Annotated in this window: 29 protein-coding genes; all 29 read right to left on the reverse strand. The window is 55.7% G+C overall.

Annotated elements, in window-relative coordinates; genetic code table 11:
* Positions 1-3: 3 nt before the first annotated feature.
* Positions 4-1,611 (reverse strand): NADH-quinone oxidoreductase subunit M, encoded by a 1,608-nt coding sequence (locus tag B1A75_RS01705; RefSeq protein WP_079935633.1) that lies wholly within the window; start codon positions 1,609-1,611, stop codon positions 4-6.
* Positions 1,608-3,461, reverse strand: coding sequence for an NADH-quinone oxidoreductase subunit L (gene nuoL / locus B1A75_RS01710; RefSeq protein WP_079935634.1), 1,854 nt, complete (start codon positions 3,459-3,461; stop codon positions 1,608-1,610). The genes B1A75_RS01705 and nuoL overlap by 4 nt, the downstream gene beginning before the upstream one ends.
* A 17-nt stretch (positions 3,462-3,478) precedes the next feature.
* Complete coding sequence (gene nuoK / locus B1A75_RS01715; RefSeq protein WP_011232815.1) at positions 3,479-3,784, reverse strand: NADH-quinone oxidoreductase subunit NuoK; 306 nt, start codon at positions 3,782-3,784, stop codon at positions 3,479-3,481.
* On the reverse strand, positions 3,781-4,302 hold the full coding sequence (locus B1A75_RS01720; RefSeq protein ID WP_079935635.1) for an NADH-quinone oxidoreductase subunit J: 522 nt from the start codon (positions 4,300-4,302) through the stop codon (positions 3,781-3,783). Before B1A75_RS01720 ends, nuoK begins: the two co-directional genes overlap by 4 nt.
* Positions 4,299-4,718 carry an NADH-quinone oxidoreductase subunit NuoI gene (gene nuoI, locus B1A75_RS01725; protein WP_013146600.1) on the reverse strand — a complete coding sequence of 140 codons (420 nt, stop codon included), beginning with the start codon at positions 4,716-4,718 and terminating at the stop codon, positions 4,299-4,301. Before nuoI ends, B1A75_RS01720 begins: the two co-directional genes overlap by 4 nt.
* Positions 4,719-4,967: 249 nt before the next feature.
* Complete coding sequence (gene nuoH, locus B1A75_RS01730) at positions 4,968-5,969, reverse strand: NADH-quinone oxidoreductase subunit NuoH (protein WP_011232819.1); 1,002 nt, start codon at positions 5,967-5,969, stop codon at positions 4,968-4,970.
* Entirely contained in the window at positions 5,966-7,066 is a 1,101-nt protein-coding gene (locus B1A75_RS01735; protein ID WP_079935687.1) for an NADH-quinone oxidoreductase subunit D, read from the reverse strand. Before B1A75_RS01735 ends, nuoH begins: the two co-directional genes overlap by 4 nt.
* A 3-nt stretch (positions 7,067-7,069) precedes the next feature.
* On the reverse strand, positions 7,070-8,248 hold the full coding sequence (locus B1A75_RS01740; RefSeq protein ID WP_079935636.1) for an NADH-quinone oxidoreductase subunit C: 1,179 nt from the start codon (positions 8,246-8,248) through the stop codon (positions 7,070-7,072).
* Between the two features lie 3 nt (positions 8,249-8,251).
* Positions 8,252-8,764, reverse strand: a complete 513-nt coding sequence (locus tag B1A75_RS01745; protein WP_011232822.1) for a NuoB/complex I 20 kDa subunit family protein — start codon at positions 8,762-8,764, stop codon at positions 8,252-8,254.
* Entirely contained in the window at positions 8,755-9,123 is a 369-nt protein-coding gene (locus tag B1A75_RS01750; RefSeq protein ID WP_011232823.1) for an NADH-quinone oxidoreductase subunit A, read from the reverse strand. Before B1A75_RS01750 ends, B1A75_RS01745 begins: the two co-directional genes overlap by 10 nt.
* Before the next feature lie 273 nt (positions 9,124-9,396).
* A complete protein-coding gene (locus B1A75_RS01755) occupies positions 9,397-9,798 on the reverse strand; it encodes a F0F1 ATP synthase subunit epsilon (protein WP_011232824.1) in 402 nt (133 codons plus the stop codon).
* A gap of 22 nt (positions 9,799-9,820) precedes the next feature.
* The gene (atpD, locus tag B1A75_RS01760) at positions 9,821-11,242 is read right to left on the reverse strand and encodes a F0F1 ATP synthase subunit beta (protein ID WP_011232825.1); all 1,422 of its coding nucleotides are present in this window, start codon (positions 11,240-11,242) and stop codon (positions 9,821-9,823) included.
* Between the two features lie 27 nt (positions 11,243-11,269).
* On the reverse strand, positions 11,270-12,127 hold the full coding sequence (gene atpG, locus B1A75_RS01765; protein ID WP_011232826.1) for an ATP synthase F1 subunit gamma: 858 nt from the start codon (positions 12,125-12,127) through the stop codon (positions 11,270-11,272).
* 67 nt (positions 12,128-12,194) lie between these two features.
* Positions 12,195-13,703 carry a F0F1 ATP synthase subunit alpha gene (gene atpA, locus B1A75_RS01770; protein WP_011232827.1) on the reverse strand — a complete coding sequence of 503 codons (1,509 nt, stop codon included), beginning with the start codon at positions 13,701-13,703 and terminating at the stop codon, positions 12,195-12,197.
* Between the two features lie 24 nt (positions 13,704-13,727).
* Positions 13,728-14,264 carry a F0F1 ATP synthase subunit delta gene (locus B1A75_RS01775; protein WP_079935637.1) on the reverse strand — a complete coding sequence of 179 codons (537 nt, stop codon included), beginning with the start codon at positions 14,262-14,264 and terminating at the stop codon, positions 13,728-13,730.
* A complete protein-coding gene (locus B1A75_RS01780; RefSeq protein WP_171660741.1) occupies positions 14,261-14,794 on the reverse strand; it encodes a F0F1 ATP synthase subunit B in 534 nt (177 codons plus the stop codon). Before B1A75_RS01780 ends, B1A75_RS01775 begins: the two co-directional genes overlap by 4 nt.
* 120 nt (positions 14,795-14,914) lie before the next feature.
* Positions 14,915-15,133 (reverse strand): F0F1 ATP synthase subunit C, encoded by a 219-nt coding sequence (gene atpE / locus B1A75_RS01785; protein WP_011232830.1) that lies wholly within the window; start codon positions 15,131-15,133, stop codon positions 14,915-14,917.
* Positions 15,134-15,204: 71 nt separating this feature from the next.
* On the reverse strand, positions 15,205-15,918 hold the full coding sequence (gene atpB / locus B1A75_RS01790; protein WP_074042851.1) for a F0F1 ATP synthase subunit A: 714 nt from the start codon (positions 15,916-15,918) through the stop codon (positions 15,205-15,207).
* Between the two features lie 17 nt (positions 15,919-15,935).
* Entirely contained in the window at positions 15,936-16,316 is a 381-nt protein-coding gene (locus B1A75_RS01795) for an ATP synthase subunit I (protein WP_074042852.1), read from the reverse strand.
* Between the two features lie 4 nt (positions 16,317-16,320).
* Positions 16,321-16,542: an AtpZ/AtpI family protein gene (locus tag B1A75_RS01800; RefSeq protein WP_011232833.1), complete on the reverse strand. Its 222-nt coding sequence runs from the start codon at positions 16,540-16,542 to the stop codon at positions 16,321-16,323.
* A 523-nt stretch (positions 16,543-17,065) separates the two neighbouring features.
* The gene (gene upp / locus B1A75_RS01805) at positions 17,066-17,695 is read right to left on the reverse strand and encodes a uracil phosphoribosyltransferase (RefSeq protein WP_033017312.1); all 630 of its coding nucleotides are present in this window, start codon (positions 17,693-17,695) and stop codon (positions 17,066-17,068) included.
* 152 nt (positions 17,696-17,847) lie between these two features.
* Complete coding sequence (glyA, locus tag B1A75_RS01810; RefSeq protein ID WP_074042853.1) at positions 17,848-19,086, reverse strand: serine hydroxymethyltransferase; 1,239 nt, start codon at positions 19,084-19,086, stop codon at positions 17,848-17,850.
* 92 nt (positions 19,087-19,178) lie between these two features.
* Positions 19,179-19,757, reverse strand: coding sequence for a TIGR01440 family protein (locus B1A75_RS01815; protein ID WP_079935638.1), 579 nt, complete (start codon positions 19,755-19,757; stop codon positions 19,179-19,181).
* 472 nt (positions 19,758-20,229) lie between these two features.
* Positions 20,230-20,676, reverse strand: coding sequence for a ribose 5-phosphate isomerase B (gene rpiB / locus B1A75_RS01820; protein ID WP_074042855.1), 447 nt, complete (start codon positions 20,674-20,676; stop codon positions 20,230-20,232).
* A gap of 97 nt (positions 20,677-20,773) precedes the next feature.
* A complete protein-coding gene (locus B1A75_RS01825) occupies positions 20,774-22,063 on the reverse strand; it encodes a methyl-accepting chemotaxis protein (protein WP_079935639.1) in 1,290 nt (429 codons plus the stop codon).
* A gap of 24 nt (positions 22,064-22,087) precedes the next feature.
* Entirely contained in the window at positions 22,088-22,534 is a 447-nt protein-coding gene (locus tag B1A75_RS01830) for a low molecular weight protein arginine phosphatase (RefSeq protein WP_074042857.1), read from the reverse strand.
* A gap of 109 nt (positions 22,535-22,643) precedes the next feature.
* A complete protein-coding gene (locus tag B1A75_RS01835; RefSeq protein WP_074042858.1) occupies positions 22,644-23,195 on the reverse strand; it encodes a manganese efflux pump MntP in 552 nt (183 codons plus the stop codon).
* 180 nt (positions 23,196-23,375) lie between these two features.
* The gene (locus B1A75_RS01840; RefSeq protein ID WP_074042859.1) at positions 23,376-24,425 is read right to left on the reverse strand and encodes an L-threonylcarbamoyladenylate synthase; all 1,050 of its coding nucleotides are present in this window, start codon (positions 24,423-24,425) and stop codon (positions 23,376-23,378) included.
* A 148-nt stretch (positions 24,426-24,573) separates the two neighbouring features.
* Positions 24,574-25,437 carry a stage II sporulation protein R gene (spoIIR, locus tag B1A75_RS01845; protein ID WP_074042950.1) on the reverse strand — a complete coding sequence of 288 codons (864 nt, stop codon included), beginning with the start codon at positions 25,435-25,437 and terminating at the stop codon, positions 24,574-24,576.
* Positions 25,438-25,454 lie beyond the last annotated feature (17 nt).

Here is a 25,454-nt window from a genome sequence, read left to right on the forward strand (position 1 = left end):
TGATCAACCCCCTAGCCCGTTCATCATCGTCTCTACGACGGCCGTAAGCGGTGCGGCCAATAGCTGCGGATAGACGCCGACGGCCACGATCAACGCGACGAGGATGAACGCCGGCACAGCTTCTTTTCCTTGCAAGTCAACGACGCCCCCTTGCGGTTCACCTAGGCTTGCCCCAGATGTTTGCGGTTCACATATGCTCACTGCAGATGCTTGCGGCTCACGCCAGCCCATGACCGCTTCCTGCCGGTCGCGGGGGCGGCCGAACGTGATATCAAGGACGGCTTTCAGCGAGTAGACAGCGGCGAAGATCAATCCAAGCGCCCCAACTGCGGCAAGGGCCGGCTTCGTTTGAAACAGCCCGAGAAACGACGTGAATTCACCGACAAATCCCGCCAGCCCCGGCAGACCGAGCAAGGCGAGCGCCGCTGTGAGCAAATACCCGGAAAAGAGCGGCATCGCTTTCGTCAGTCCGCCAAGCCGGTTGATGTCCGTTGTTCCCATTCGATGAGTGAGCACGCCGACAAGCAAAAACGACAAGGCCGAGATGAGTCCGTGAGCCACCGATTGAAAGATCGCTCCTTGAATGCCGGCCTCATTCAACGCACCGAGTCCGATGAGCACGACCCCCATATGCGACACGCTCGAGTAGGCGAGCACGCGCTTCAATTCGCGCTGGCGAAGCGCCAACAGCGCGCCGTACAGCACGTTGATGACGCCAAATAGAGCGAGAACGCCGGCAAACGAGCGGAACTCATCCGGAAACAAGCCGACCCCGAAGCGAATCATCCCATACGCTGCGATTTTCAGCAACACCCCGGCATGAAGCATCACCACCGGCGGCGGCGCTTCGACGTGGACGCGGATGAGCCAGCGGTGGAACGGAACAGCCGGCAGCTTGACGGCAAATGCCAACAGCAGCCCGCCGAGCAGCCAGCGACGCCCTTCCTCCGTCAGCGGCGCAATCAGTTGCCCTTCCGCCGCTGGATTATGTAACATTTCATGAAGCAAGGCAAAATTCGCTGTTCCAGTTCGGGCAAGCAGCACCGCGATCACGACAAGCAGCAAAGCCGAGCCGAGCCCGTTGTACAACAAGTAGCTGTACGCCGCCCGCTCGCGCTCAAACCCGCCCCACTTGCCGACAAGCAAAAACATGGCGACCAACGTCACTTCTAAGAAGAGGAAAAACCAAACGAAATTGGCGGCGGAAAATACGCCGAGCATGCCAATCTCAAGCGCCAGCAGCCAGAGAAAATACCCTTTTTTCTCCGTTTTGACAAGCATCGACGCCAAAGCGGCCAACGTCGCCAACACCGCGGTCAGAACGATAAAGACAAGCGACAGCCCATCGATGCCGAGCTCATAGCGGATCACATACGCCGCGTCCGTGAAAAATGGCAAGTCAGTAAGCCGCACCCAGTCCCGCGCTTCGTCGAGCCGCTCGAGGCGAAACCCGCGCCCGGACTGAATGAAAGCAAACAACGCCAAAATGAGCGGCGGTACGGTGGCGGCCGTTCCGAGCCATTGAATCATTCGTTCATCCGTTTTGCGGACAAACATCAGCAACACGATGCCTAACAGCGGCGAAAAGACGAGCAGCGATAAAAACATCATAGCCAGTACCCCCCTGTTAAGGCGAAAATGACGACCAAAATCGCCAATCCGGCCACCGTCACCGCCCCATACGTCTGCGCCTGCCCGTTTTGCCCGCGCGACCCAGCTGAGGCAGCCGCGCCGACAATGCCGGCGGCAAGCCGGGCGAGCCCTTCAACAAGGAAGCGGTCGACATACGCCAACAGGCGGCTGATCCATGACACAAGCGACACGACCGTCAAACGGTAAATGTCATCGATGTAGTAATGACGGCGCAGCAGCTCATCAACATACGGAACACGCGCGGACAGCCAATCGCGCGGCATTTTCTGCGCCCCGTACATCAGCCAAGCGAGAAAAATCCCTGCAAACGACACGATCGTCGCCACAACAACGATCCATCCCGGCGCCGCTTCATGACGATACGCTCCATCCGTCAACCATTCGCCAAGGAACGAGCCAAACCACGGCGTTTGCATGTATCCGGATGCAATCGACAGCACGCCGAGCACAAGCATTGGCGCCACCATCGAGGCCGGCGCTTCATGAGCATCCTCATGATGCCGCGCTTTGCCGGCAAAGACGAGGAAAAAGAGCCGGAACATATAAAACGACGTCAACAGCGCGGCAGCGACCGCGAGCCAAAAGAGGAGGCGCGGCCCGTTCGTCCAGGCGGCGGCCAAAATTTCGTCCTTGCTGAAAAAGCCGGCGAATAGCGGAACCCCGCTGATCGACAGCGCCCCAATGAGGAATAGCGGCGCGGTCCATGGCAGCCGCCGCCAAAGCCCGCCCATTTCCTCGATGTTTTGCGTACGGACGGCATGAATGACGCTCCCGGCGGCCAAAAAGAGGAGCGCTTTAAAGAACGCATGCGTCGTCAAATGGAAGATGGCCGCGACATAGCTGCCCGCGCCAAGCGCCAACATCATATAGCCGAGCTGGCTGACCGTCGAATAGGCGAGGACGCGCTTGATGTCCGTCTGCACCAAGCCGATCGTCGCGGCGAAAATGGCCGTCACCCCGCCGATCGTCGCCACGGTCATCATGGCTGCATGGCTTGCCTCATACAGCGGAAACAATGCCGCCACAAGGTACACACCGGCCGCCACCATCGTCGCAGCGTGGATGAGCGCCGACACCGGCGTCGGGCCTTCCATCGCGTCTGGAAGCCATGTATGGAGCGGAAATTGCCCCGATTTGCCGATGGCGCCGATGAAAATCAAGATCGCCGCGAGCGTCGTCATCCCCGGCGACAGCGTGCCGTCGCCGACGGCGCGGAAAATGTCATCGTAATCAAAGCTATGCGTTTGCCAAAAGAGCAACATCATGCCGATGAAAAAGCCGACGTCGCCGATGCGCGTCATGATGAACGCTTTTTTCGCCGCCGCTTTTGCTTCTTCCTTATAGAAGTAAAAACCGATCAGCAAAAACGATCCAAGCCCGACGAGCTCCCAAAAGATGTACGCCTGCAGCAAATTCGGCGACAGCACAAGACCGAGCATCGCAAACGTAAACAGGCCCAAATACGCGTAAAAGGTGGAAAACCGTTCATCGCCAGCCATGTACCCTTGCGAATACACATGGACGAGCCAGCTGACGAGTGCGACGACGACGAGCATCCAAACGTTTAGGGCGGTAACGGAAATCCCGACCGTCAACGTCACGCCGCCTATCGTCATCCATGTCCAGTTTGCCTCATACGTCGACCCGCCGAGGCGGTCCACAAGCACCGCGAGCGCCAAAAGCAGCGACAAGAACGTCGCGGCGATGCCGACATAGGCGCTTGCTTGTTTCCATCTCCGTCCGAACAGCAGCAACAGAATGAACGAACCAAGCGGGAACAGCGGCACGACCCAAGCTAGGTTCATCATCGTTCCCATCCCCTTCTCTAATGTTTCAACGAATTGGCTTCATCGACTTGAACCGTCTTCCGGCTGCGGTAAAAAGCGATGAGCGCAGCTAAGCCGACGGCTGCTTCCGCCGCCGCCACGGCGATCGCAAACAGCGCGAACACATGCCCGTGAACGCTGGGATGGGCGCCGTATTTGGCAAACGCGACGAAATTGATGTTAACCGCATTTAACATCAGCTCAATGCAGATGAGCACAATGACCGTATTCCTCTTCGTGAGCGCCCCGTACAGCCCGATGCAAAACAAGATCAACGCCAACGCTAAATAGGCCGATAATGTCATTCGTCTTCCGCCCCCTTGCCGTCTTTTTTCGCCAACACGATCGCGCCAATTAAGGCGACAAGCAAAATGACAGACACGATTTCAAACGGAATCGTATAATACGAGTAAAGCAACTTGCCGATCGCCTTAGCGTTGTCGCCCGCCAGCGCGCTGCCGTCAGCGCTGAAGTCGAGCTGGCGGATGCCGAAGTAGACGGCAAGGCCGAAGGCGATGACGGAGAGGGCGGCAACCGCTTTATGCCAGACGCCGCCGGTGGTTTGGCGCTCCCTTTCGTCTGTGTGATGGCGCGTCAGCATGATCGCAAACAGCATGATGATCGTGATGGCTCCGGAATAGATGAGCACTTGCACAACAGCGACAAATTCGGCGGACAACAGCACGTACAGCCCGGCAATGCCCAAAAATGTCATGACGAGGGCGATGACCATATGGACGACGTTCGTCAGCTGGAGCATCGTCACTCCCCCGGCAATCGCCGTGAGGGCGAGCAAGAAAAAGGCGATGTCCGTTCCGCTCACGGCTTATTCTCCCTTCTTATGTTCGTATCGTTTTCATCAAGCCAGGCCAAATCTTTATACAGAGCGTCGCGGCTGTATTCCGCGAGCTCAAAGTTGTTCGTCATGACAATCGCTTCCGTTGGGCATACTTCCGTGCACAAATCACATAAAATGCAAATTTCAAAGTTGATGTTGTACGTCTCAATCACTTTCCCTTTTTTCGTCGGATCGGGATGTTTTTTCCCGGTCAGCTGGATGCATTCGGTCGGGCAAATGTTGACACACTGGTTGCACACGATGCATTTTTCGGGATAAAATTTCTGGATGCCCCGAAACCGATCCGGGAGCGGGAGCGGTTCGTGCGGGTAATCGTACGTCACTTTTTCGCGCGTCAACTCTTTTAACGTATACGCCAATCCTTTCATCAACCCTATCATCCGTCTACCCCTCTCATGGGAAAAGTGGCGTTCCGACACGACCTCTGCCCGAAGAAGGAGGCCATGCTCATGGGCGGCTGCCCCCTTCCTGGCAAGACAAGTTGCTTTGTTTCTTTAGAGGACTGGCGAAAAACGACCGATTTCGCCGAATCCGTTGCTTTTGGTTGAAAGAGAGACGTTGATTTTACAGGACTTCTCAATTTGAGAAAAGTCCGTTTTTCGCGACTTTTCACTAAATCACCGGCTTTTTTAGAAAAACCACGCTTTAACGACCGCCGTCAGCACAATGTTGACGAGCGAAAGCGGAAGCAGCACTTTCCAGGCGAACTCCATCAGCTGGTCGGCGCGCACGCGCGGAAATGTGGCGCGAAACCAAATGAGGACGAAAACAACCGCACAAAACTTCAGCGCAAACCAGACCGCGCCAGGAATCCAGCCGAGAAAGGCGACCGGATGCCAGCCGCCGAGAAACAAAATCGTCACAAGCGCCGCCATGGCGAACAAATACACATACTCGGCGAGCATAAAGAACGCCCAACGGAATCCGGAATATTCGACATGAAAGCCGGCGACCAACTCGGACTCCGCCTCCGGCAAGTCAAACGGCGTCCGGTTCAACTCGGCCACCGCGGCAATGAGGAAAATCAAAAACGCCAACGGCTGGGCGAAAATGAACCAGACGTCTTTTTGCGCCGCAACGATGTCGACTAAATTCATGCTTCCAGCCAAAAGCACGACGCCAAGCGCTGACATGACGAGCGGAATCTCATAGGAAATCATTTGCGCGGCTGCCCGCATGCCGCCAAGCAGAGCGTATTTGTTGTTTGACGCCCAGCCGCCGGCGACAACGCCGACGGTCGTCAAGCCGGAGACAGCGATATAATACAGAAGGCCGACGCCAATATCGGCGAACCGGAACGCATCGGTAAACGGCAATACCGCCAACACCATAAACGACGGCACAAAGGCGATGATCGGCGCCAGCACGTAGAGCGGACGGTCGGCCGCTTTCGGGATCGTATCCTCTTTCAAAAGCAGCTTCAACACATCGGCAACGGTTTGCAGCAGTCCGAAGCGGCCGCCGACTTGGTTCGGGCCGATGCGCCCTTGCATAAACCCCATCACTTTCCGTTCAGCCAAAATGCCGTATGTGACAAAGGCGAGCACAACCGCCAAAAGCAGCGCCCCAAGCCCGAAAAACAGGGCGATGTTCGACCAGCCAGGCGTGGATTCAAGCCATTGTTCCATCATCCGTCGACCTCCCCAAGCACAATGTCAATCGACCCAAGAATGGCGATGACATTGGCCAAGTTTTCCCCTTTGAGCAGCTTCGGGAGTATTTGCAAGTTGTAAAACGATGGGCGCCGGAATTTGAGGCGGTACGGCTCTTTTTTGCCGTCGCTCGCAATATAGCAGCCGATCTCGCCGCGCGGCGCTTCGATGCGGACAAATGTCTCACCCGGCGGCGCTTTAATGATGCGGGGCACTTTTCCCATGATCGGCCCCTCAGGCGGAAATTGCTCGCACGCCTGCTCGATGATGCGGAGCGACTGTTCGATTTCCGCCATCCGGCATTCATAGCGGGCGAGGCAATCGCCGCCCTCGCGCACCGGCACGTCAAAATCAAAGCGGTCATAGATCGAATACGGTTCATCTTTGCGCAAATCCCATTTGACGCCGGTCGACCGCAAGTTGACGCCGCTCAGCGAATAGCTGATCGCCTCTTCTTTCGTATACCGCCCGACGCCGGTGACGCGCTCGCGGAAAATTTCATTGCCGGTGACAAGCTCATGATAGCCGTGAAGTTTCTCCCGCATGTACGGAACGAACTGCTTCACTTTGTCAATCCAACCGTCCGGCGCATCCCATTTGACCCCGCCGATGCGCATATAGTTGAACGTCAACCGCGCTCCAGACAGCTCATTTAATAGATTAATAATCATTTCGCGTTCGCGGAACGCGTACAAAAACGGGCTCGTCGCGCCAAGGTCAAGCAAGTACGTCCCCCACCAGACAAGGTGGCTGGCGATCCGCCCAAGCTCCATGGCGAGAACGCGCAAATATTCGGCCCGCTCCGGCACTTCAATGCCCATCATCGTTTCGACCGCATGGCAAAGCACATAGTTGTTCGTCATCGCTGATAAATAGTCCATCCGGTCGGTGTACGGGATGATTTGCGTATATTGCAGCCCTTCGGCAATTTTCTCCGTTCCGCGATGCAAATAGCCGATGACCGGTGTCGCTTCTTGAATGATCTCGCCGTCAATTTTTAAAATGAGGCGGAACACCCCGTGCGTGCTCGGGTGTTGAGGGCCGACGTTTAAAATCATTTCTTCTGTGCGCAGCATCATCTACACCTCCGCATCATACGGCTCGTAATCTTTGCGCAACGGATGCCCGACCCATTGCTCCCCTAGGAAGATGCGGATTAAGTTCGGGTGGCCGCGGAAACGGATGCCAAGCAAATCGTACGCTTCGCACTCCGGCCAGTTCGCCCCCGGCCAAAGCGGAACGAGCGAATCGACTTCCGGGTTGTCGCGCTCGATTTTGACTTTCAGCGCCACCGGCTGCCGGTTTGGATAGGAATACAAATGGACGTACACTTCCATATGCGTTTGAAAATCGGTGCCGTGCAGCTCGGATAAATAATCAAACCGAAGCTGTTCATGGCCTTTCAACAACTCGGCGACTTTGTAGTACGCCTCTTTTTTCACGACAAGCGTCGGCACATCTTTCGCCAGCCGGTTGATGTATGCATCCTCGAGCACGTCCGAACCGAGATGCTCATGAATGATGCGGACATATTTCTCAAGCAGCGGATCGTTCGGCGACGGAGCGGCATACCGTCCGGTTCCTCCGTCAGTTTCTTCGGCCTTTGTCCGGGCGGCCGCTGCCGCTTTTTGTTTCGCCCCCTCATCGCCAGCGCCGCCTTGTTGCTTCGCCAAGGCCGCCGCCCGCGCTTTTGCCGCGGCCGCAGCTTTCGCTTTCGCCGCGGCGGCCGCTTTTTGCTTGGCTAGCTCGTCATCGTCGCCCGACGCTTCAGCGGCTTTTTGTTTGGCTAATGCAGCAGCTCTCGCCTTCGCGGCCGCAGCTGCCTTTTTCTTCGCCAACTCAAGATCATCCTCCGCACCGCTTTCCGCCGCCTCGCGCTGTCTCCGCAGTTCCGCCGCCCTCGCCCGCGCTTCCTCCGCCGCCTTTCTCTTCGCCGCCTCGAGGTCGCCTTCGGTCGCCGCACCAGACGCAGCGGCCTCGCGCTGTCTTCGCAGCTCCGCCGCCTTCGCCCGCGCTTCCTCGGCTGCTCGTTTTTTCGCCAATGCAAGATCGTCGGCCGATGCCGGTTCCGTTGCCTCTCCCTTCGTTGTTTCGAGCTGGCTGCCATTCGAATTCGGGGGCGTTTTCAAACTGCCCGTTTCGGCGGCTGACTTGGCCTGTTCATCTGCCTGCCTAGCCGCGAGCCGTTCGCGCGCCAGCTGTTTTGCCCGCTCAGCGGCTTCTTTTTTTCGCTGGGCCAAATCTTTTTCTTCATCCATCGGTTACAGCACCTTCTTCCCCGTTTTGGCTTCCAGTCGGATTTTTTCTTTTAATTTATGAATGCCGTAGATGAGCGCTGCCGGGTTCGGCGGACAGCCTGGTATGTACACGTCCACCGGGACAATTTGGTCGACGCCTTTGACGACGCTGTACGATTTGACGTACGGGCCGCCGGCTGTCGCACACGAACCCATGGCGATGACCCATTTCGGTTCGGGCATTTGGTCATACAACCGGCGCAAGAGCGGCGCCATTTTTTTCGTCACCGTGCCCGAGACAATCATGACGTCCGCCTGCCGCGGCGAGGCGCGGAAAAACGAACCGAACCGGTCGAGGTCGTAATGGGCGCCGCCGACCGCCATCATCTCGATAGCGCAACAGGCAAGGCCGAACGTCAACGGCCAAAGCGAACTGCTTCGGGCCCATCCTTTCAACTGTTCCAACGTCGTCAAAAAGACGTTTCGCTTCACTTCTTCCATTTCGACGCCAGAAAAACCCTCCCATTTCACATCCATCGTAACACCTTCTTTTTCCAAGCATAGATAAGGCCAATGGCAAGCAAAACGATGAAAATGATCATTTCCACCAACGCGAACAAACCGAGTTGGTCATAGACAACAGCCCACGGGTACAAAAACACCGTCTCGATATCGAAAATGACAAACAGCAAGGCAAATAGGTAGTACCGAACTTGGAACTGAACGCGCGAGTCGTGAAAGGGATTGTTACCGCTTTCATACGTTGTCGCCTTTGCATCACTCGGCACGTGCGGCCGCAGCCACCGCCCGGCCGTGAGCGCCCCGATCGGCAGCAACACACCGAGGCAAAGGAAGACGAAGATGATCAAATAACTGTTTGCATAGATGTTGCTCAACCAGCTCGCCCCCTTCCGGTTTACTACATACGTATGGTGTTAATGATGAAATTTTTCAATAATTCCTTCGATTTCATTATAACATTTATATCCAGCCGTGTCAGCAAAACTTCAAGTTAACACTGTCAACACTGTATCCATTCATGTAAGCGCTTCATCTTTGTTGAAACGACGGAATGCGAGGAACGAAAAAAGAGAGAGCGTTTGCCTCTCTCCTTGACGGACGATTCTTCTGTTTTCATCAAAAAAAGCAGGGGAGTTTTCCCCTGCTTTTTACTTCATTTCCGCAACACTCAAACGGTTCATGGCGCGTTTTAACGCCAGTTCAGCCCGCTTGAAGTCGATGTCATCCTGCTGGCTTTGCAGGCGGCGCTCCGCCCGCTCTTTCGCCGCTTTGGCGCGGAGGACGTCAATGTCCTCCGCCCGTTCAGCAGCTTGAGCCAAAATCGTCACTTTGTCCGGGCGGACTTCCAAAAAGCCGCCGCTGACGGCAATGTATTGCGTTTTGCCGCCTTTTTTCAGCCGGGCCGCGCTGATCTCGAGCGGGGCGACAAGCGGAATGTGCCCCGGCAAAATGCCGAGCTCGCCGCTTTTCGCTTTGACGCTGACCATCTCAACATCGTCTTCGTACACCGGGCCATCAGGAGTAACGACGCTCACGTGGATCGTTTTCATTGTCCAATCCCCCTATCCCGGGTCACACTTCGACACCCATCGCTTTCGCTTTTTCAACGACTTCTTCAATGCGGCCGACTAAGCGGAACGCATCTTCCGGAAGATGGTCGTATTTGCCTTCCAAAATTTCTTTAAAGCCGCGCACTGTTTCTTTCACCGGCACGTAGGAGCCCGGTTGGCCCGTGAACTGCTCCGCCACGTGGAAGTTTTGCGACAAGAAGAACTGGATGCGGCGGGCGCGATGAACGACGAGTTTGTCTTCATCCGACAGTTCATCCATCCCCAAGATGGCGATGATGTCTTGCAATTCTTTATAACGTTGCAGCGTTTGCTGCACTTTGCGGGCGACTTGGTAGTGCTCCTCGCCGACGATTTCCGGCGCCAACGCACGCGATGTCGAAGCGAGCGGGTCAACGGCCGGATAAATCCCCATCTCCGCGAGCTTCCGCTCCAGGTTCGTCGTCGCATCCAAGTGCGAGAACGTCGTGGCCGGAGCCGGGTCCGTATAGTCGTCGGCCGGGACGTAAATCGCTTGAATCGAGGTGATCGATCCTTTCGCCGTCGACGTGATCCGCTCTTGCAATTGACCCATCTCCGTCGCCAATGTCGGTTGGTAACCAACGGCCGACGGCATGCGGCCTAACAGCGCCGACACTTCCGAACCGGCCTGCGTGAAACGGAAGATGTTATCGATAAAGAGCAACACGTCTTGGCCTTGTTCATCACGGAAGTATTCGGCCATCGTCAAGCCGGTCAAGGCGACGCGCATCCGCGCCCCCGGCGGCTCATTCATTTGTCCGAACACCATGGCCGTTTTGCTGATGACGCCGGAATCTTTCATCTCATGGTACAAGTCGTTTCCTTCGCGCGTCCGTTCGCCGACGCCAGCAAAGACGGAAATCCCGCCGTGCTCTTGGGCGATGTTGTGGATCAGCTCTTGAATCAAGACCGTTTTTCCTACGCCAGCGCCGCCGAACAAACCGATTTTTCCGCCTTTAATATACGGGGCAAGCAAGTCAACGACTTTAATCCCCGTTTCCAAAATTTCGACTTCCGTCGCCAATTCCTCGAATTTTGGCGCCGGACGGTGAATCGGGTCGCGGCGGGCGTCAGCCGGAATGTCGCCTTCCAAGTCGATCGGCTCGCCCAAGACGTTGAACACGCGGCCAAGCGTGACTTCGCCGACCGGCACCGAAATCGGTGCACCGGTATCGATGACTTCCATGCCGCGGATGAGGCCGTCTGTGGACGCCATCGCGATCGTCCGTACTGTATCATCGCCAAGGTGCAAGGCGACTTCCAATGTCAAGTCGATGTCGACTTCGTTTTCGTTGCGCGCTTTATGTTGAATTTTCAGGGCGTTGTAGATCGCCGGCAAGTGGCCGTTCTCAAACTTGACGTCTACAACCGGACCCATGACTTGGATAACGCGTCCTCTTGTCATCGTTTTCCCTCCTAACTTGCTAGTCCCCTATTGCAAGGCGTTTGCTCCGGCGACAATTTCCGTAATTTCTTGCGTAATCGCCGCTTGGCGAGCGCGGTTGTAGGAAAGCGTCAATGTGCGAATGAGCTCGTTCGCATTGTCCGTTGCGTTCTTCATCGCCGTCATGCGGGCGGCGTGTTCGCTTGCTTTTGCATCGAGCAATGCGCCGTAAATGAGGCTTTCCGCATACTGCGGCAATAAGACGTCCAAAATTTCTTCTTGCGACGGTTCAAATTCGTACACCGTGCGCTGCTTATTCTCCGCCAAGTCAGTGAGCGGCAGAAGCTTCCGTTCCGTCACCTCTTGCTGGATCGCGCTCACGTAATGGTTGTAATACATATACAGCTCGTCAAACGTACCGTCGGCGAATAACCCAACCGTTTTGCGGGCGATTTCTTTAATATCGGCAAACGACGGCTGGTCCGGCAAGCGGGTGATGTCGAGAATGACCGGCATGTTCCGCTTGCGGAAAAAGCTCAACCCGACGCGGCCGATGACGATGATCGCATATTCGTCCGGAGAAGCATGGCGTTTTTGGATCGTTTGGTACACGAGGCGCAGCACGTTGCTGTTGTACGCGCCAGCCAGACCGCGATCCGACGTGATCACGAGATACCCGGTTTTTTTCACCGGGCGCGAAACGAGCATCGGATGCGAAGCCCCCCCGGCGCCAAGCGCCACATTAGCCACGACTTCTTGAATTTTCTCCATATATGGAACGAACGATTTCGCGTTTTGCTCCGCTCGGTTCAGCTTCGACGTCGAGACCATTTCCATCGCTTTTGTAATTTGGCTTGTCTTCTTCGTCGCATTGATGCGCGTTTTAATATCGCGTAACGATGCCAAAGGTTTCACCACCTTTTTGCTGCACGGGTTCTAACAGGCGTGAGGGGGCGATATGCCCCCGCCGGCCTTATTGTGAAACGACAAACGTTTTCTTGAACGCTTCGATCGCTTTATTGAGATCGTCTTCGTTCGGAAGATCTTTCGTCGTGCGGATGTGCTCAAGCAAGTGTTGGCCGTTTTGGTCGAGCCACAAGTAAAACTCTTTCTCGAAACGGCGCACATCTTCAACCGGAATGTCGTCCAAAAAGCCGCGCGTCAATGCATAGATGATCAACACTTGTTTTTCGACCGGAATCGGCTGATGCAAATCTTGCTTCAGCACTTCGACCGTGCGCGCCCCGCGGGCGAGCTTCGCTTGCGTCGCCTTGTCGAGGTCGGAGCCGAATTGGGCGAACGCCTCCAGCTCACGGTAAGCGGCCAAGTCCAAACGGAGCGTCCCGGCTACTTTTTTCATCGCTTTGATTTGCGCTGCCCCACCGACGCGCGAAACGGACAACCCTGCGTTGATCGCTGGGCGGACGCCGGAGAAGAACAAGTCCGATTGCAAGAAAATTTGCCCGTCCGTAATCGAGATGACGTTCGTCGGAATGTACGCGGAAATATCGCCCGCTTGCGTTTCGACGAACGGAAGCGCGGTCAAGGAACCGCCGCCTTTGGCATCGCTCAATTTCGCTGCGCGCTCAAGCAGGCGGGAGTGCAAGTAGAAAATATCCCCCGGATACGCTTCACGGCCCGGCGGACGGCGAAGCAAGAGCGACAATTCACGGTATGCCGCGGCTTGTTTCGATAAATCGTCATAGACCACTAACACGTGTTGGCCTTTATACATGAAATACTCGCCCATCGCCACACCGGCATACGGCGCCAAGAACAAAAGCGGAGCCGGCTGCGACGCCGAAGCGGTGACGACGATCGTATAGTCGAGCGCGCCGTGTTTGCGGAGCGTTTCGACAACGGTGCGGACCGTCGATTCTTTTTGCCCGATGGCGACATAAATACAAATCATGTTTTGGTCTTTTTGGTTGATGATCGTGTCAATGGCGACGGACGTTTTCCCCGTTTGCCGGTCGCCGATGATGAGTTCGCGCTGGCCGCGGCCGATCGGCACGAGCGCGTCGATCGCTTTAATCCCGGTTTGCAGCGGCTCATGCACCGATCTCCGGTCCATAACGCCCGGCGCCGGGCTCTCGATCGGGCGCGTTTCCGTCGTTTCCACCGGCCCTAATCCGTCAACAGGCTGACCGAGTGGGTTGACGACGCGGCCGATGAGCGCTTCCCCAACGGGCACTTCCATGATCCGGCCCGTACGGCGCACTTCGTCCCCTTCTTTAATGCCGGTGTACGGTCCTAAAATAACGATACCGACGTTGTTTTCTTCCAAGTTCAACGCCATGCCCATCACGCCGTTGGCAAACTCGACGAGCTCGCCGGACATGACGTTATCGAGCCCATGAGCGCGCGCGATCCCGTCGCCGACTTGGATGACGGTGCCGACGTCGCTCACTTGGATTTGCGATTCATAGTTTTCAATCTGCTGCTTAATGAGCGCGCTGATTTCTTCCGCTCGAATGCTCATGCCTTTCACCCCTGTCTTCAAATGTTAGCCGATCAGCTGCCGCCGAATCCGTTCAAGCTGCCCGCTGACGCTGCCGTCGTAAATGCGGTTGCCGATGCGCAGCTTCACGCCGCCGATGAGTTCCGGATCAATGATATTTTCAATCTCAAGCGTCTGTTTGCCGACTTTTTGGGCAAAGACGTCGGAAAGCGCCCGCAGTTCTTCGTCCGTCAACGGCCGCGCCGAATAGGCGACCGCCTTGGCGATGCCACGCGCATCGTCGACTAGGGCGAGAAACTGTTCCGCCAGCTCGGGCACAAGGCCGAAGCGATGGCGCTCCAGAAGAAGGAGAAGCGTGTTTTGCACCGGGGTGGACACACCGGCGAACGCTTCGCGGATGAGCGCTTTTTTCTGATCCAAGGAAAGTTTCGGATACGAAAGAAGCGATAAAAACTCGCCGTTTTCCGCCAACGCCTGGCGCACGGCGCGAACATCTTCTTCGATTCGATCAAGCTTTCCTTGTTCGAGCGCGATTTGGAACAAAGCGGACGCGTACCGTTTGGCGATCACTTCTTGGTTCATCGCGCTCCTCCTGCCTCTTGAACGTCTTTGATGTACGCTTCGATCAGCTTGCGTTGATCTTGCTCGGTCAGCTCTTTTTCAATCACTTTTGAGGCGATCAAGACAGACAACGAGGCCACTTGTTCGCGGAGCGCGGCCATCGCCTGTTCTTTTTCACGCTCGATTTCTTTTTTCGCCGCTTCTTTCACCCGTTCCGCTTCCGCACGGGCCGAGGCGACAATTTGTTCTTTCTGCTCTTCAGCCAGCTTGCGCGCGTTTTCAATGAGCGCTTGCGCTTCTTGGCGCGACTGCTTCATCAGTTCGCGCTGTTCTTCAAGAAGTTTTTCTGCTTCTTGACGGCGTTTTTCCGCCTGGTCGATTTCGTTCGCGATATGTTCTTCACGTTGTTTCATGATATTCATTAACGGCTGCCAAGCGAATTTGCGCAACAAGGCCAGCAAAATGATGAACATCAGCAATTGGTAAATAATCGTGCCGCCGCTGATGCCATGCGCCGCTTCGCCGAGCACCCATACGTTTGCCTTCCACAACACCGCGTTTCACTCCTTTCGACAGCTATCGCACCGACGCGATCTCGCAAAACCGCACATAAAGGAATGGCGAAGGTGGTCGTTGACACGAACTTCGCCATCACTTTCCATATCTATTTCTTATCGACCTAAGTAAATGAACGAGAAGACGACACCGATGATCGGAAGCGCCTCAACCAACGCGACCCCGATGAACATCGTCGTTTGCAAAACCGGACGCAATTCCGGTTGACGTGCAATCCCTTCGATGGTACGGCTGACGATCAACCCGTTGCCGATGCCGGCGCCTAACGCCCCCAAACCTACCGCAATCGCAGCTGCAAGTACACCCAAACTCATGTCGATAGATCCTCCTTCGCAATGTTTAAAGTAATGTTTCATTCAAGTCTTGCTCTAATGAAAAGGAATGCTCAATGGTCATGACTGACCTTATGAGCCATATAAACCATTGTTAACATCGTAAAAATGAACGCCTGAATAGAGCCGACAAAAATGCTGAACGCTTGCCACACCATCATCGGGATGGCTGCGCCAACAGCGCCAAGCACACCGTAATTCGTGCCAAGGCTGGCGAGCAAGCCAAGCAAAATTTCCCCGGCGTAAATGTTCCCGAAAAGACGCAAACCAAGCGTCAGCGTGTTGGCAAACTCTTCGATGATTTTGAGCGGGAACAACCAGGCGACTGGACGGGTGTAATCGCGCAAATATTCGGACGCCCCTTTCATTTTGACGCCATAGTAGTGGGTGAGGGCGACGACCATCACCGCCAGCGTCAACGTAACGGTCGCATCCGCGGTCGGCGATTTCCACCAAAGTTCACCGTTGACATGGACGGAAAACGGCAGTCCAAGCATATTGGCCACAAACACATACATGATGAGCGTGACGCCCAGCGTCAAAAAGCGGCCGCCCGTTTGCCAATCCATCGTGCTGTTAATGATGCCTCTGACAAAGTCAAAGACCCACTCAATAAAGTTTTGCATTCCCGTCGGGCGCAGCTGAAGCGAGCGAGTAGCCGCAACAGCAATGATGAAAACGATCAAACTCGTGATCGTAATCATCAACATATCAGATAAATTAAAAGTAAGGCCTAAAAATTCGACAAGCGGCGCTTCATGTTCCATCATCTCTCACCTCGCTTTCATACCTGCAGCTTGTCGTTTTTCTTGTGAAAGAAGAAATCTATTATAATGACAATGTAGGATGTCATTAATCCCAAAACGGTTGGCACGATATGAAAATATTGCGGATACGTCAGAACAATGACAGCAGCCAACGCGGCAAGCGCCAAACGCGACAAGGTGCCCAATGTACGCACTTTTTTGCGCGCCGCCACTGCTTGTCCGAATTTTTCGATTTTCCAGGTTAAGTTCCAAACCATGAGGAGGCTGATCGATGTGCCGAGAATCAGACTGAGAAAAACGGTTTTATATGGCGTAAACCCAAAGCCGAGCGTATAGATGGCGAGCAAATACAATATGTACCTAACTTGCCGCCAAAACATCGTTTGAAGGCTTCCCATTTCATTACTCCTCAGAGAAATATTGGCGGATCAAGCGCAACATGGCGTACACGCCGGCCGCCAGTCCAAGCAAGAGGCCGACGATCAAAAAGATCGGCTCGGTGCCAAATCGATCATCGATCCATCTCCCGCCGAAAACGCCGACCAAAATCGAACCGACAAGTTGGGAGACGATGGCGGACATCAACGCCATGGCTTGAAACGGGTGGCGCTGCTTTGGGGACATGCCAATGCACCCTTTAAATTTATAATGAAAACCTTCTCAATCTACCCCTTGTAAAGAATACAATACGCCCCCGTCAATGTCAATGTGTTTCCACGTAAAACCTCATTCACATAGGGCAAATATTAATAATTTGTGACAATTTCTCATTTTTTTCTCACAATGATGATGTATCTCATATTTCGCAACCTTTGCATAATATACAAAAAACAACCTGGATATTCGCATAAAAATAATTTTTTATACAAAAATTGTAAAATAATTAATTTTTATTCGGTCAAATCGGGCTTATTTCGAATTTTTATTCAGGGTGCGAAATGTGAGATGTATAATGGTATATTTTATTTTTAGCCTATTTTCCTTTTCATTATCCTGTATGCTTGGCTTTGCAAACGGAGCGGTTTCTCAGCGCCACCTTTCTGCCGCTCCGGTTCGATGCAAGCGCTTAACCGATGCATGGGCAAGGCACCCTCTCCGCCGCTCGATGGAATGCGAGCCCCGCGCAGAGCGGGGCGTCTTGCAGCCGTTATTTTGTGCCAAACAGCCGGTCACCGGCGTCGCCAAGGCCGGGAACAATATAGCCGTGGTCGTTCAGCCGTTCATCAAGAGCGGCGATGTAAATGTCCACATCCGGGTGGGCCGTCTCCACCGCTTTGACTCCTTCCGGCGCCGCGATCAGGCACATAAATTTAATGCTTTTCGCCCCCCGCTTTTTCAGCGCATCGATCGCCGCCACCGCTGAGCCGCCGGTCGCGAGCATCGGGTCGACGATGATAAAGTCGCGTTCTTCGACATCGCTCGGCAGCTTGACGTAATATTCGACCGGCTTCAATGTCTCCGGATCGCGGTACAAGCCGATATGGCCGACTTTCGCCGCCGGGATGAGCTTTAGGATGCCGTCGACCATGCCGATGCCAGCGCGCAAAATCGGAATGACGCCCAATTTTTTGCCAGCGATCACTTTCGCTTTGGCTTTGCTGACGGGGGTTTCGATCTCGACTTCCTCAAGCGGAAGATCGCGCGTAATTTCAAACGCCATCAACGTCGCCACTTCGTCGACAAGCTCGCGAAATTCTTTCGTGCCCGTATTCTTGTCGCGAATGTAAGTCAATTTATGCTGGATGAGCGGATGGTCAAACACATATACTTTTCCCATAAGTCATCTCCTCTTCCGTATGTATGCGCTGCACTTCTATACATTCTACTGGAAAACGAGCGCCTGTTCAACTGCCGAACGAACGGAAAAAGGCGCACCGCCAAGTCCGGAGGCGGTGCACCGTACGGTTTCGGACGAAGCGGCGGCTGCGCTTAGTCTTGATAGAGCGGGAACTTTTCCGTCAAAGCGGCGACGCGTTGGCGCGCTTCCTCAAGCGCTTGTTCGCTGCCGACGTTTTTCAGCACAAGGCCGATGATGGCGGCGATTTCGTCCATCTCTTCCAATCCGAAGCCGCGCGTCGTGACCGCGGCCGTGCCGATGCGGATACCGCTTGTGACAAACGGACTTTCCGGATCGTACGGAATCGTGTTTTTATTGACCGTAATCCCAACCTCATCGAGCACTTTCTCCGCCGTTTTCCCGGTCAGCTGCTGCGGGCGCAAATCGACAAGCAGCAAATGGTTGTCCGTGCCGCCGGAAATGAGGGTGAATCCTTCGTTTTGCAAGGCGGAAGCGAGCCGTTGGGCATTCTCCACGACGCGCTTCGCGTAGATTTTAAAGTCGTCTTGCAACGCTTCGCCGAGCGCGACGGCTTTGGCGGCAATGACATGCATAAGCGGGCCGCCTTGAATGCCAGGGAAAATCGCTTTGTCGATCTGTTTGGCGAACTGCTCCTGGCATAAAATCATCCCGCCGCGCGGACCGCGCAGCGTTTTGTGCGTCGTCGTCGTGACAAAATGGGCGTACGGCACCGGATTCGGATGAACACCTGCCGCAACAAGACCGGCAATATGGGCCATGTCAACCATTAAATAGGCGCCGACTTCATCGGCAATCTCGCGGAACTTGGCGAAGTCGATGATGCGCGGATAGGCGCTCGCGCCGGCGACGATCAACTTCGGCCGGTGAAGGCGCGCTTTTTCGCGCACGTCGTCATAGTCAATGACATGCGTTTCCGGATCGACGCCGTATTCGACAAAATTGTACTGAATGCCGCTGAAATTGACCGGGCTGCCGTGCGTCAAATGGCCGCCGTGCGACAAGTTCATGCCAAGCACCGTGTCGCCGTGCTCAAGAACGGTGAAATAAACGGCCATGTTCGCCTGCGCCCCCGAGTGCGGCTGGACGTTCGCATGCTCCGCCCCAAACAACTGCTTCGCCCGCTCGCGCGCCAAATCTTCGACGATGTCGACATATTCACAACCGCCGTAGTAGCGGCGTCCCGGATAGCCTTCCGCATATTTGTTCGTCAGCACCGACCCTTGCGCTTCCATGACCGCGCGGCTGACAAAGTTTTCCGAGGCGATCAGTTCAATTTTCGCATGTTGCCGCTTCCGCTCCTGCTCAATGGCGGCGAACACTTGCGGATCTTGTTGTGGCAAGTAATTCATCAATAGCTCCCCCTTATGCGAAATCAGTGAATATTCGTTTTTATTTTATCAGCTTCAGCTAGGCAAATTCAAAGAAAAAATGAATGAAATCGCTAGAAAGAACAGGAATCATTCGGATTTTCCAAAGAGTAGACCGCGCGGGCGCCGCCAATCAGCTTCGGCCGCGTTTTCGCCAGCGTCACGCACGCCGATCCAATGTGCTTCATCGAAACGCGCACGGGAACGGCGACCGGCTTCAAATGCATGCCGATGAGTGTATGGCCGATGTCAATGCCGGCATCGGCGCGAATCGCCTCGACGACAACCGGGTCGTCGAGCTTTCGATAAGCGTAGGCGGCCATCGCCCCACCCGCTTTCGGCACCGGAACGACCGAAACAATCTCAAGCCCGTGAGCTTTGGCGGTTTCCCGTTCGACAACAAGCGCCCGATTTAAATGTTCGCAACATTGAAACGCGAGCGCAATGCCGGTTTCGCGCCGCCACGCGTCAAGCTCGGCAAACAGCATGGCGGCAACGTCCATCGATCCGGCCGTGCCGATCCGCTCGCCAAGCACCTCGCTCGTGCTGCAGCCGATCACAACGATGTCGCCACGGCCAATCGGCGCCTGTTTGCGAAACTCACGCAAGATGGCTTGCCATTGCTGCCGCCATTCGGTCAATCGTGCGTCCATGTCCTCTCCCCTCCTTCGCTCGTTTTTATCCACGCCGCCCTTGACGAACACTGGCACTTTCGACGGTGGTTCGTCAAAACCGAGTCCGGCTCCGGAGATGCCTGCGATGCTCACGAATATGGAGTTTTCCTAGAAGGCTGGTGAAAAAACAACCGTTTCCCCTAAATCGACAGTTCTCAAGTGAAGAGAAGGGCAAGATTTACAAGTTTTTTCAATTTGAGAAACGTCACCGTTGAACTGCATTTTCCGTTAAATCACCGGCCTCCTAGAAGAGCGGTGAAAAACAACCATTTCCCCTCAATCGATCGCTTTTGAGCAAAGCGAAGAGCAACTTTTATAGGGTTTCTTGAGTTGCACTTCTTGCTGCCGCCATCCTCATGAAGCAAGACGCCCACGGCCGGCATGGGGCCGCGCGGCGCCTTCCGCTCATGGCCCGCAGGCCGCATCAGCTCCGATGCGGCCTCGGTTCGACCTACAAATGCTTGTTTTCATAGTCGGCGATTTTGCCGATCCGCCGCGCATGGCGCCCGCCTTCAAATTCGGTCTCAAGCCATGCCTTGGCGATTTCACGCGCCAAGCCGGGGCCGATGACGCGCTCGCCCATCGCGAGAATGTTGCTGTCGTTATGCATGCGCGTCAGCTTGGCGCTGTAGACGTCGTGGCAAAGGGCGCAGCGCACCCCTTTCACTTTGTTGGCGGCGATCGTCATGCCGATGCCGGTGCCACAGATCAAAATGCCGCGGTCAAATTCGCCGCGCGCCACTTTTTCAGCGACCGGAAACGCGTAATCCGGGTAATCGACCGATGTTTCACAGTCGCAGCCAAAATCGGTGTACTCGATTCCCATTTCATCCAACAGCGCTTTAATTTCCTCACGAATGCGAATTCCACCATGGTCAGAAGCAATGGCGACTTTCATCACTTTCGGGCGGGGAGCCCCCGACTTCGCAGTGATAGCGAAAGCCAGGGAGGAATCGCCCTTCCTCCTTTCGATGAATCATGTGCTTGCACGTGCATCAACGGGTGCGGAACCGGGCGACAGCCGCCTGCAATTGTTCGGCCTGTTCAACCAACTCGCCAGCCAGTTTATGCACATCGTTGATCGATGCGGCCTGCTCCTCGGTCGCCGCCGCAACTTCGAGCGCGCCGGCGGACGTCTGCTCAGCAATCGCCGCCACTTCTTGCGTCTGCGCCGCGGCCCGCTTCATATGCCCCATTTGACGCTTCGCCAACTCAGCGATGTCATGGACGGCGCGGATCACTTCATCGGCTGAGGCCGCCATGGCCGCAATGGCCTCATTCGTGCGCTCCCCTTTCGCCGCCTCGGTGTTTGCGGCGGCCACCTGCTTGTCCATTTGCGCCACCACACGGGCGACTTCGTTTTGAATGTTGCCGACCAGTCCCGCGATTTGCTTGACCGCCTTGGCGCTCTCATCAGCCAGCTTGCGCACTTCCTCGGCGACGACGGCAAACCCCCGGCCGTGCTCGCCGGCGCGGGCTGCCTCAATGGAAGCATTGAGCGCAAGTAAGTTCGTCTGTTCAGCAATGTCAGCGACAAGCAACGTAATGTTGCCGATTTGATTGGCATGTTCTTCGAGTTGCTTGACAGCCGCCCGCGACAGTTCTTGATCGTCAGCCAGCTGATCGATGCCGCTGACAAGCGAATGGGTGATATCGCGGCTTGCCTTCAGCGTTTTGGCCATCTCATATACCGACTGTTCCGCACGCTCGGCCGTTTCTTTTACTTGTACTGCGATGGCGAGCACATCCTCGGCCGCCGCAGCCGCTTCTTGGATCGCCTCCGCCGAGGCCGCCGCCCCTTTGGAAATGTCGTCAATGGTCGCTGCGATATCGCGTGCACGGCTTGACGCTGTTTCGGACGCCTGCCTCATTTCCGCCGTCTTTTCATTCGTGCGCGCCGCATTTTCTTCCACGTTGGCGACGACCGCGCGCAAATGGCCGAGCATCCGGTTGAACGCGACAGCCAACGAGCGAATTTCGTCATTGGAAGAGGGCAACGGAACATCCTCATCGATATGCCCTTCCGTCGCCTTTGCCGCCGCTTCCTCGAGCCGCTGCAGCGGCCTTGTAATCCAGCCAGCGGCAAAATAGGCAAGCACCCCGGACCAAAAAATGCCAAGGAGCAACACGACCATCGTGAACACGCTTTTGTTCCATGATGCAAACCACTGATCGTGCAAAACGTACAAGAAAAAGGCGCTCGTTGAATAGGTGATCAGCGCCAACGCTGTCGTAAAAACGACGAGCTTTAGGCGCAAGCCGAACCGGTGACTTGTCCCCCCCATTGTGTTCCCCCTCACTTGTCAACATCATTGTTCTGCTTGCAACTTTTCCGCCAGGCGGTCAATGAGCCTCTCCAGCTCATCGCGCGCCGCCCGGTACGCTTCAACCGGTCCGCCGAACGGGTCGGCGATGTCGCCGTCTGTTCCCGAGACGAACTGCTTCAACGTAAACGTTTTGTCCTTCGCCTCTGGGAAGCGCTCGACGATCATTTCTTTATGGCCGGATGTCATCGCCAGCACGTGCGTCGCCCAGTCGATATGCTCTTTTTTCAGCTGCGAGGAGCGATGGGCCGCTTCGATTCCTTTTTCCTTCAACACCGTCTTGGCATGGACCGACGCCTCGCTTCCTTCCGCCGCAAACACGCCGGCCGATTTCACCTCGACGCCTGGCAGCTGCTTATTCTCCAACAATGCAGCGGCCATCGGGCTCCGGCACGTATTGCCCGTGCAGACGAACAAAATGCGGTATGGCATACAACCACCTCTTCACATCAATGACTTACCATCAATATACCATAGGGAAAAGAGCAAAAAAAGCAGGCAGTCCGCTTTTTTCCACTGAAGGAAAACCGCCTGCCGCCGTTTATAGAAAAAGCAGCTTGAGCCCGAACGCCAGCAAAATGCTGCCGCCGAGCGCTTCGCTGTAAGAACCGAGCCATTGCTGAAAATGGCGGCCGACAAAAAGCCCAACCCATGTCAGCACCATGCTGAACAGACCAAACAGCAAAATCGTCACCATCGTCCGCGCTCCGAAAATGCCAAGGCTCAGCCCGACGGAAAAGCTGTCTAGGCTGACGCTGAACGCAAAAAAAAGCAACCCCACCCCGCGCGGAAACAGCGGCGAGCCGTCGTCCCTCCGGAACGAGGCGATGATCATTTGCACGCCAAGCCATAACAGCAGCGCCCCGCCCGCGTATGTCGCGACGCTTCCGAACTCGCGCGACAGCAGGCGGCCGACCGCCATGCCAGCAAGCGGCATGAGAATATGAAACAAGCCGATCGTCAACCCGATATAAAACATTTGCCGCAGCCGGAGGCGCAACAGCCCCATTCCTAAAGCGACTGAAAACGCGTCCATGCCCAGCGCCAGCGCCATCATTGACAGCGCGATGATTTCGCCGATGAATGCGCCCATGTTTCTTCCCTCCCGGACCGGCCTTATTGCTAACATATGCACGTCCAGGGCGGTTTAGAAGCAGGCGGGCAGCCAATGGGCGCCGCCTGATTGACGGGCGGACGGAAAAGAAAAAACCGGTTCGCAACAGACCGGTTTGGCGTTTGGAAACGGCATCCCCCAAGGCAGGCGGCCGCCCTTTCATTTCCGCTGTTCGCTGATGACGCGTCCGCCGGCTGCTTTGCGGAGCCGGTTCATGATCGCGGCGCCGATTCCTTCTTCCGGAAACGCCTCGCTGTAAATGAGATCGACGTTCGTTTCATCAAATCGGCGCAGCGTGTCGTACAGCCGGCTCGCGACCGTCTCAAGCGCCTGGCGCATTCCGCACGGCAGCACGACATCGGCCGCATACTGATCCCGATTTTCCTCGGTCGTCAACACGCCGACCGTTTTCCCTTCCGCCCGGCTTTCATCGACAAGCCGCTGCAAAAACGCGGGCGGGCCGGCGACGATCCAAAGCGGCGCTTTCGGCGCATAATGCGTATATTTCATCCCCGGCGCTTTCGGCGCCGCCTCGTCGTCCACAGCAGCGGCCTCTTCAACGCGGCCGATCGCCTCAATAAGCGCCTCTTTCGTCACCCCTCCCGGGCGCAAAATCGTCGGCACGTCCCCACTGCAATCGAGCACCGTCGATTCGACGCCCACGCCGGTCGGCCCGCCGTCGATCACCCCGGCGATCCGCCCGTCTAAATCGGCGAGCACGTGCGCCGCCGTCGTCGGACTCGGCCTTCCTGACCGGTTCGCGCTCGGGGCGGCCAACGCCAAGCCGCTCGCCTCGATCAACGCCAGCGCCAGCGGGTGATCCGGCATGCGCACCGCCACCGTCGGCAGCCCGGCCGTCACCCGTTCAGACACCGCTCCGGCCCGTTTTGGCAATACTAACGTGAGCGGCCCCGGCCAAAACCGCTCCATCAATGTTTTCGCCACCGTCGGGATCGAAGCAGCCACCGCCTCCGCTTGCGCGATATGAGCGACGTGCACGATGAGCGGATTGTCGCTCGGCCGCCCTTTGGCGGCGAAAATTTTTTCCACCGCCGCCGTATTGGCCGCATCGGCCCCCAACCCGTACACCGTTTCTGTCGGGAATGCGATGACTTCCCCGGCCCGCAGCCATTCAACCGCCTCTCGTATTTGTGGATAAACTTGCCGTTTATCAACAATATTATCCACAACCCAAACACGCGTTTTCAATCGTTTCACCTTCTCTATTGCCGTGATTCGCCTTGAAAATGGCGGCTTTTTTTACAAGCGTCAGATCCGCCGCCCGACGCCTTTCCACAGTTATACACAAATTGTGAATAAACTTGTTATTTTTGTGGATAACTTTGTGGATAGATGCTTATGGAATGAGATGGCTGAGCCACTCTTTGAAGAAAAATTTTACTTCCACCGGCTGTTCCGGCTCGACCATGACGGCGAAGGACGATTCTTGATCATCAGTGTGCCCTTTGTCCTTCTCGCCATCCGCATGGGCGGAAGAAGCGGCGCGATCTTCGGTTTCCACCATTGCGGTCCTCTCCTCTTTCGATTCATCCGGTTCGGCGACCCGCTCGCCGCTTCGCATCGCCTCAGCTTCCGCTTCGGCCGACTCGCTGTTTTGCTTCGACCCGGCTTCCATTGACCGGACGCTCTCAGCCGACACCGGTTCATTCGTTCCTGCAGGCGATCGGTTCGCCGCCATCATCACCGCATCGCTGTTGGAAAAATCGAGAAAACAAAGCGGCGGGAACAGAACACACCACCAGTTTGCTCCTTTTCCTTCCCCAAGCGTGATCAGCACGGCATCATAGATGCCAGCCGGATATACGTAGTTGCCGTACACTTTCGTCGGAAAATGAACCGGGCCAAACTCCACTTTGTACGTTTGATCGCTTTGTTCATCGCGCAACACGCGGGCGACCGTCTGCTCGATGTCCGGCAGGTGGGAGCGAATGACGCGCTTTGCTTCCTCAAACGAAGTGAGTTCGGCCACCCAGCCGTTGATTTGCGCATTGACCGCATCACGCACTTTTCGCTTCAATTGTTGGTCTTCATCGGCGTCGCTGTTGGCTAAAATGCGCAGGCGGATTGCCTCATCAGGGATGGCGACCGCCGCGTTCGCCCCGGCGTCCGTCTTGTGGCCGTACAGCTCGACGAGTACGCCTGTCGTTAATAGAATGATATATAAACATATAGCAATGGCATTTCCTTTGATGGTCATCATCGGCACCGTCCTTTCAC

It is taken from the genome of Geobacillus sp. LEMMY01 (assembly GCF_002042905.1).
GTDB classification, from domain to species: domain Bacteria; phylum Bacillota; class Bacilli; order Bacillales; family Anoxybacillaceae; genus Geobacillus; species Geobacillus proteiniphilus.

Excerpts from the sequence above, each read along its gene's own strand:
- B1A75_RS01705 (WP_079935633.1), bottom strand. The coding sequence starts at position 1,611 with ATGATGTTTTTATCGCTGCTCGTCTTTTCGCCGCTGTTAGGCATCGTG.
- nuoL (WP_079935634.1), bottom strand. The coding sequence starts at position 3,461 with ATGATGAACCTAGCTTGGGTCGTGCCGCTGTTCCCGCTTGGTTCGTTC.
- nuoK (WP_011232815.1), bottom strand. The coding sequence starts at position 3,784 with ATGACATTATCGGCCTATTTAGCGTTGGCGTTGATCTTGTTTTGCATC.
- nuoI (WP_013146600.1), bottom strand. The coding sequence starts at position 4,718 with ATGATAGGGTTGATGAAAGGATTGGCGTATACGTTAAAAGAGTTGACG.
- nuoH (WP_011232819.1), bottom strand. The coding sequence starts at position 5,969 with ATGATGGAACAATGGCTTGAATCCACGCCTGGCTGGTCGAACATCGCC.
- B1A75_RS01735 (WP_079935687.1), bottom strand. The coding sequence starts at position 7,066 with ATGCTGCGCACAGAAGAAATGATTTTAAACGTCGGCCCTCAACACCCG.
- B1A75_RS01740 (WP_079935636.1), bottom strand. The coding sequence starts at position 8,248 with ATGGATGAAGAAAAAGATTTGGCCCAGCGAAAAAAAGAAGCCGCTGAG.
- B1A75_RS01745 (WP_011232822.1), bottom strand. The coding sequence starts at position 8,764 with ATGGATGTGAAATGGGAGGGTTTTTCTGGCGTCGAAATGGAAGAAGTG.
- B1A75_RS01755 (WP_011232824.1), bottom strand. The coding sequence starts at position 9,798 with ATGAAAACGATCCACGTGAGCGTCGTTACTCCTGATGGCCCGGTGTAC.
- atpD (WP_011232825.1), bottom strand. The coding sequence starts at position 11,242 with ATGACAAGAGGACGCGTTATCCAAGTCATGGGTCCGGTTGTAGACGTC.
- atpA (WP_011232827.1), bottom strand. The coding sequence starts at position 13,703 with ATGAGCATTCGAGCGGAAGAAATCAGCGCGCTCATTAAGCAGCAGATT.
- B1A75_RS01775 (WP_079935637.1), bottom strand. The coding sequence starts at position 14,264 with ATGAACCAAGAAGTGATCGCCAAACGGTACGCGTCCGCTTTGTTCCAA.
- atpE (WP_011232830.1), bottom strand. The coding sequence starts at position 15,133 with ATGAGTTTGGGTGTACTTGCAGCTGCGATTGCGGTAGGTTTGGGGGCG.
- atpB (WP_074042851.1), bottom strand. The coding sequence starts at position 15,918 with ATGGAACATGAAGCGCCGCTTGTCGAATTTTTAGGCCTTACTTTTAAT.
- B1A75_RS01795 (WP_074042852.1), bottom strand. The coding sequence starts at position 16,316 with ATGGGAAGCCTTCAAACGATGTTTTGGCGGCAAGTTAGGTACATATTG.
- B1A75_RS01800 (WP_011232833.1), bottom strand. The coding sequence starts at position 16,542 with ATGTCCCCAAAGCAGCGCCACCCGTTTCAAGCCATGGCGTTGATGTCC.
- upp (WP_033017312.1), bottom strand. The coding sequence starts at position 17,695 with ATGGGAAAAGTATATGTGTTTGACCATCCGCTCATCCAGCATAAATTG.
- glyA (WP_074042853.1), bottom strand. The coding sequence starts at position 19,086 with ATGAATTACTTGCCACAACAAGATCCGCAAGTGTTCGCCGCCATTGAG.
- B1A75_RS01815 (WP_079935638.1), bottom strand. The coding sequence starts at position 19,757 with ATGGACGCACGATTGACCGAATGGCGGCAGCAATGGCAAGCCATCTTG.
- rpiB (WP_074042855.1), bottom strand. The coding sequence starts at position 20,676 with ATGAAAGTCGCCATTGCTTCTGACCATGGTGGAATTCGCATTCGTGAG.
- B1A75_RS01825 (WP_079935639.1), bottom strand. The coding sequence starts at position 22,063 with ATGGGGGGGACAAGTCACCGGTTCGGCTTGCGCCTAAAGCTCGTCGTT.
- B1A75_RS01830 (WP_074042857.1), bottom strand. The coding sequence starts at position 22,534 with ATGCCATACCGCATTTTGTTCGTCTGCACGGGCAATACGTGCCGGAGC.
- B1A75_RS01835 (WP_074042858.1), bottom strand. The coding sequence starts at position 23,195 with ATGGGCGCATTCATCGGCGAAATCATCGCGCTGTCAATGATGGCGCTG.
- spoIIR (WP_074042950.1), bottom strand. The coding sequence starts at position 25,437 with ATGATGACCATCAAAGGAAATGCCATTGCTATATGTTTATATATCATT.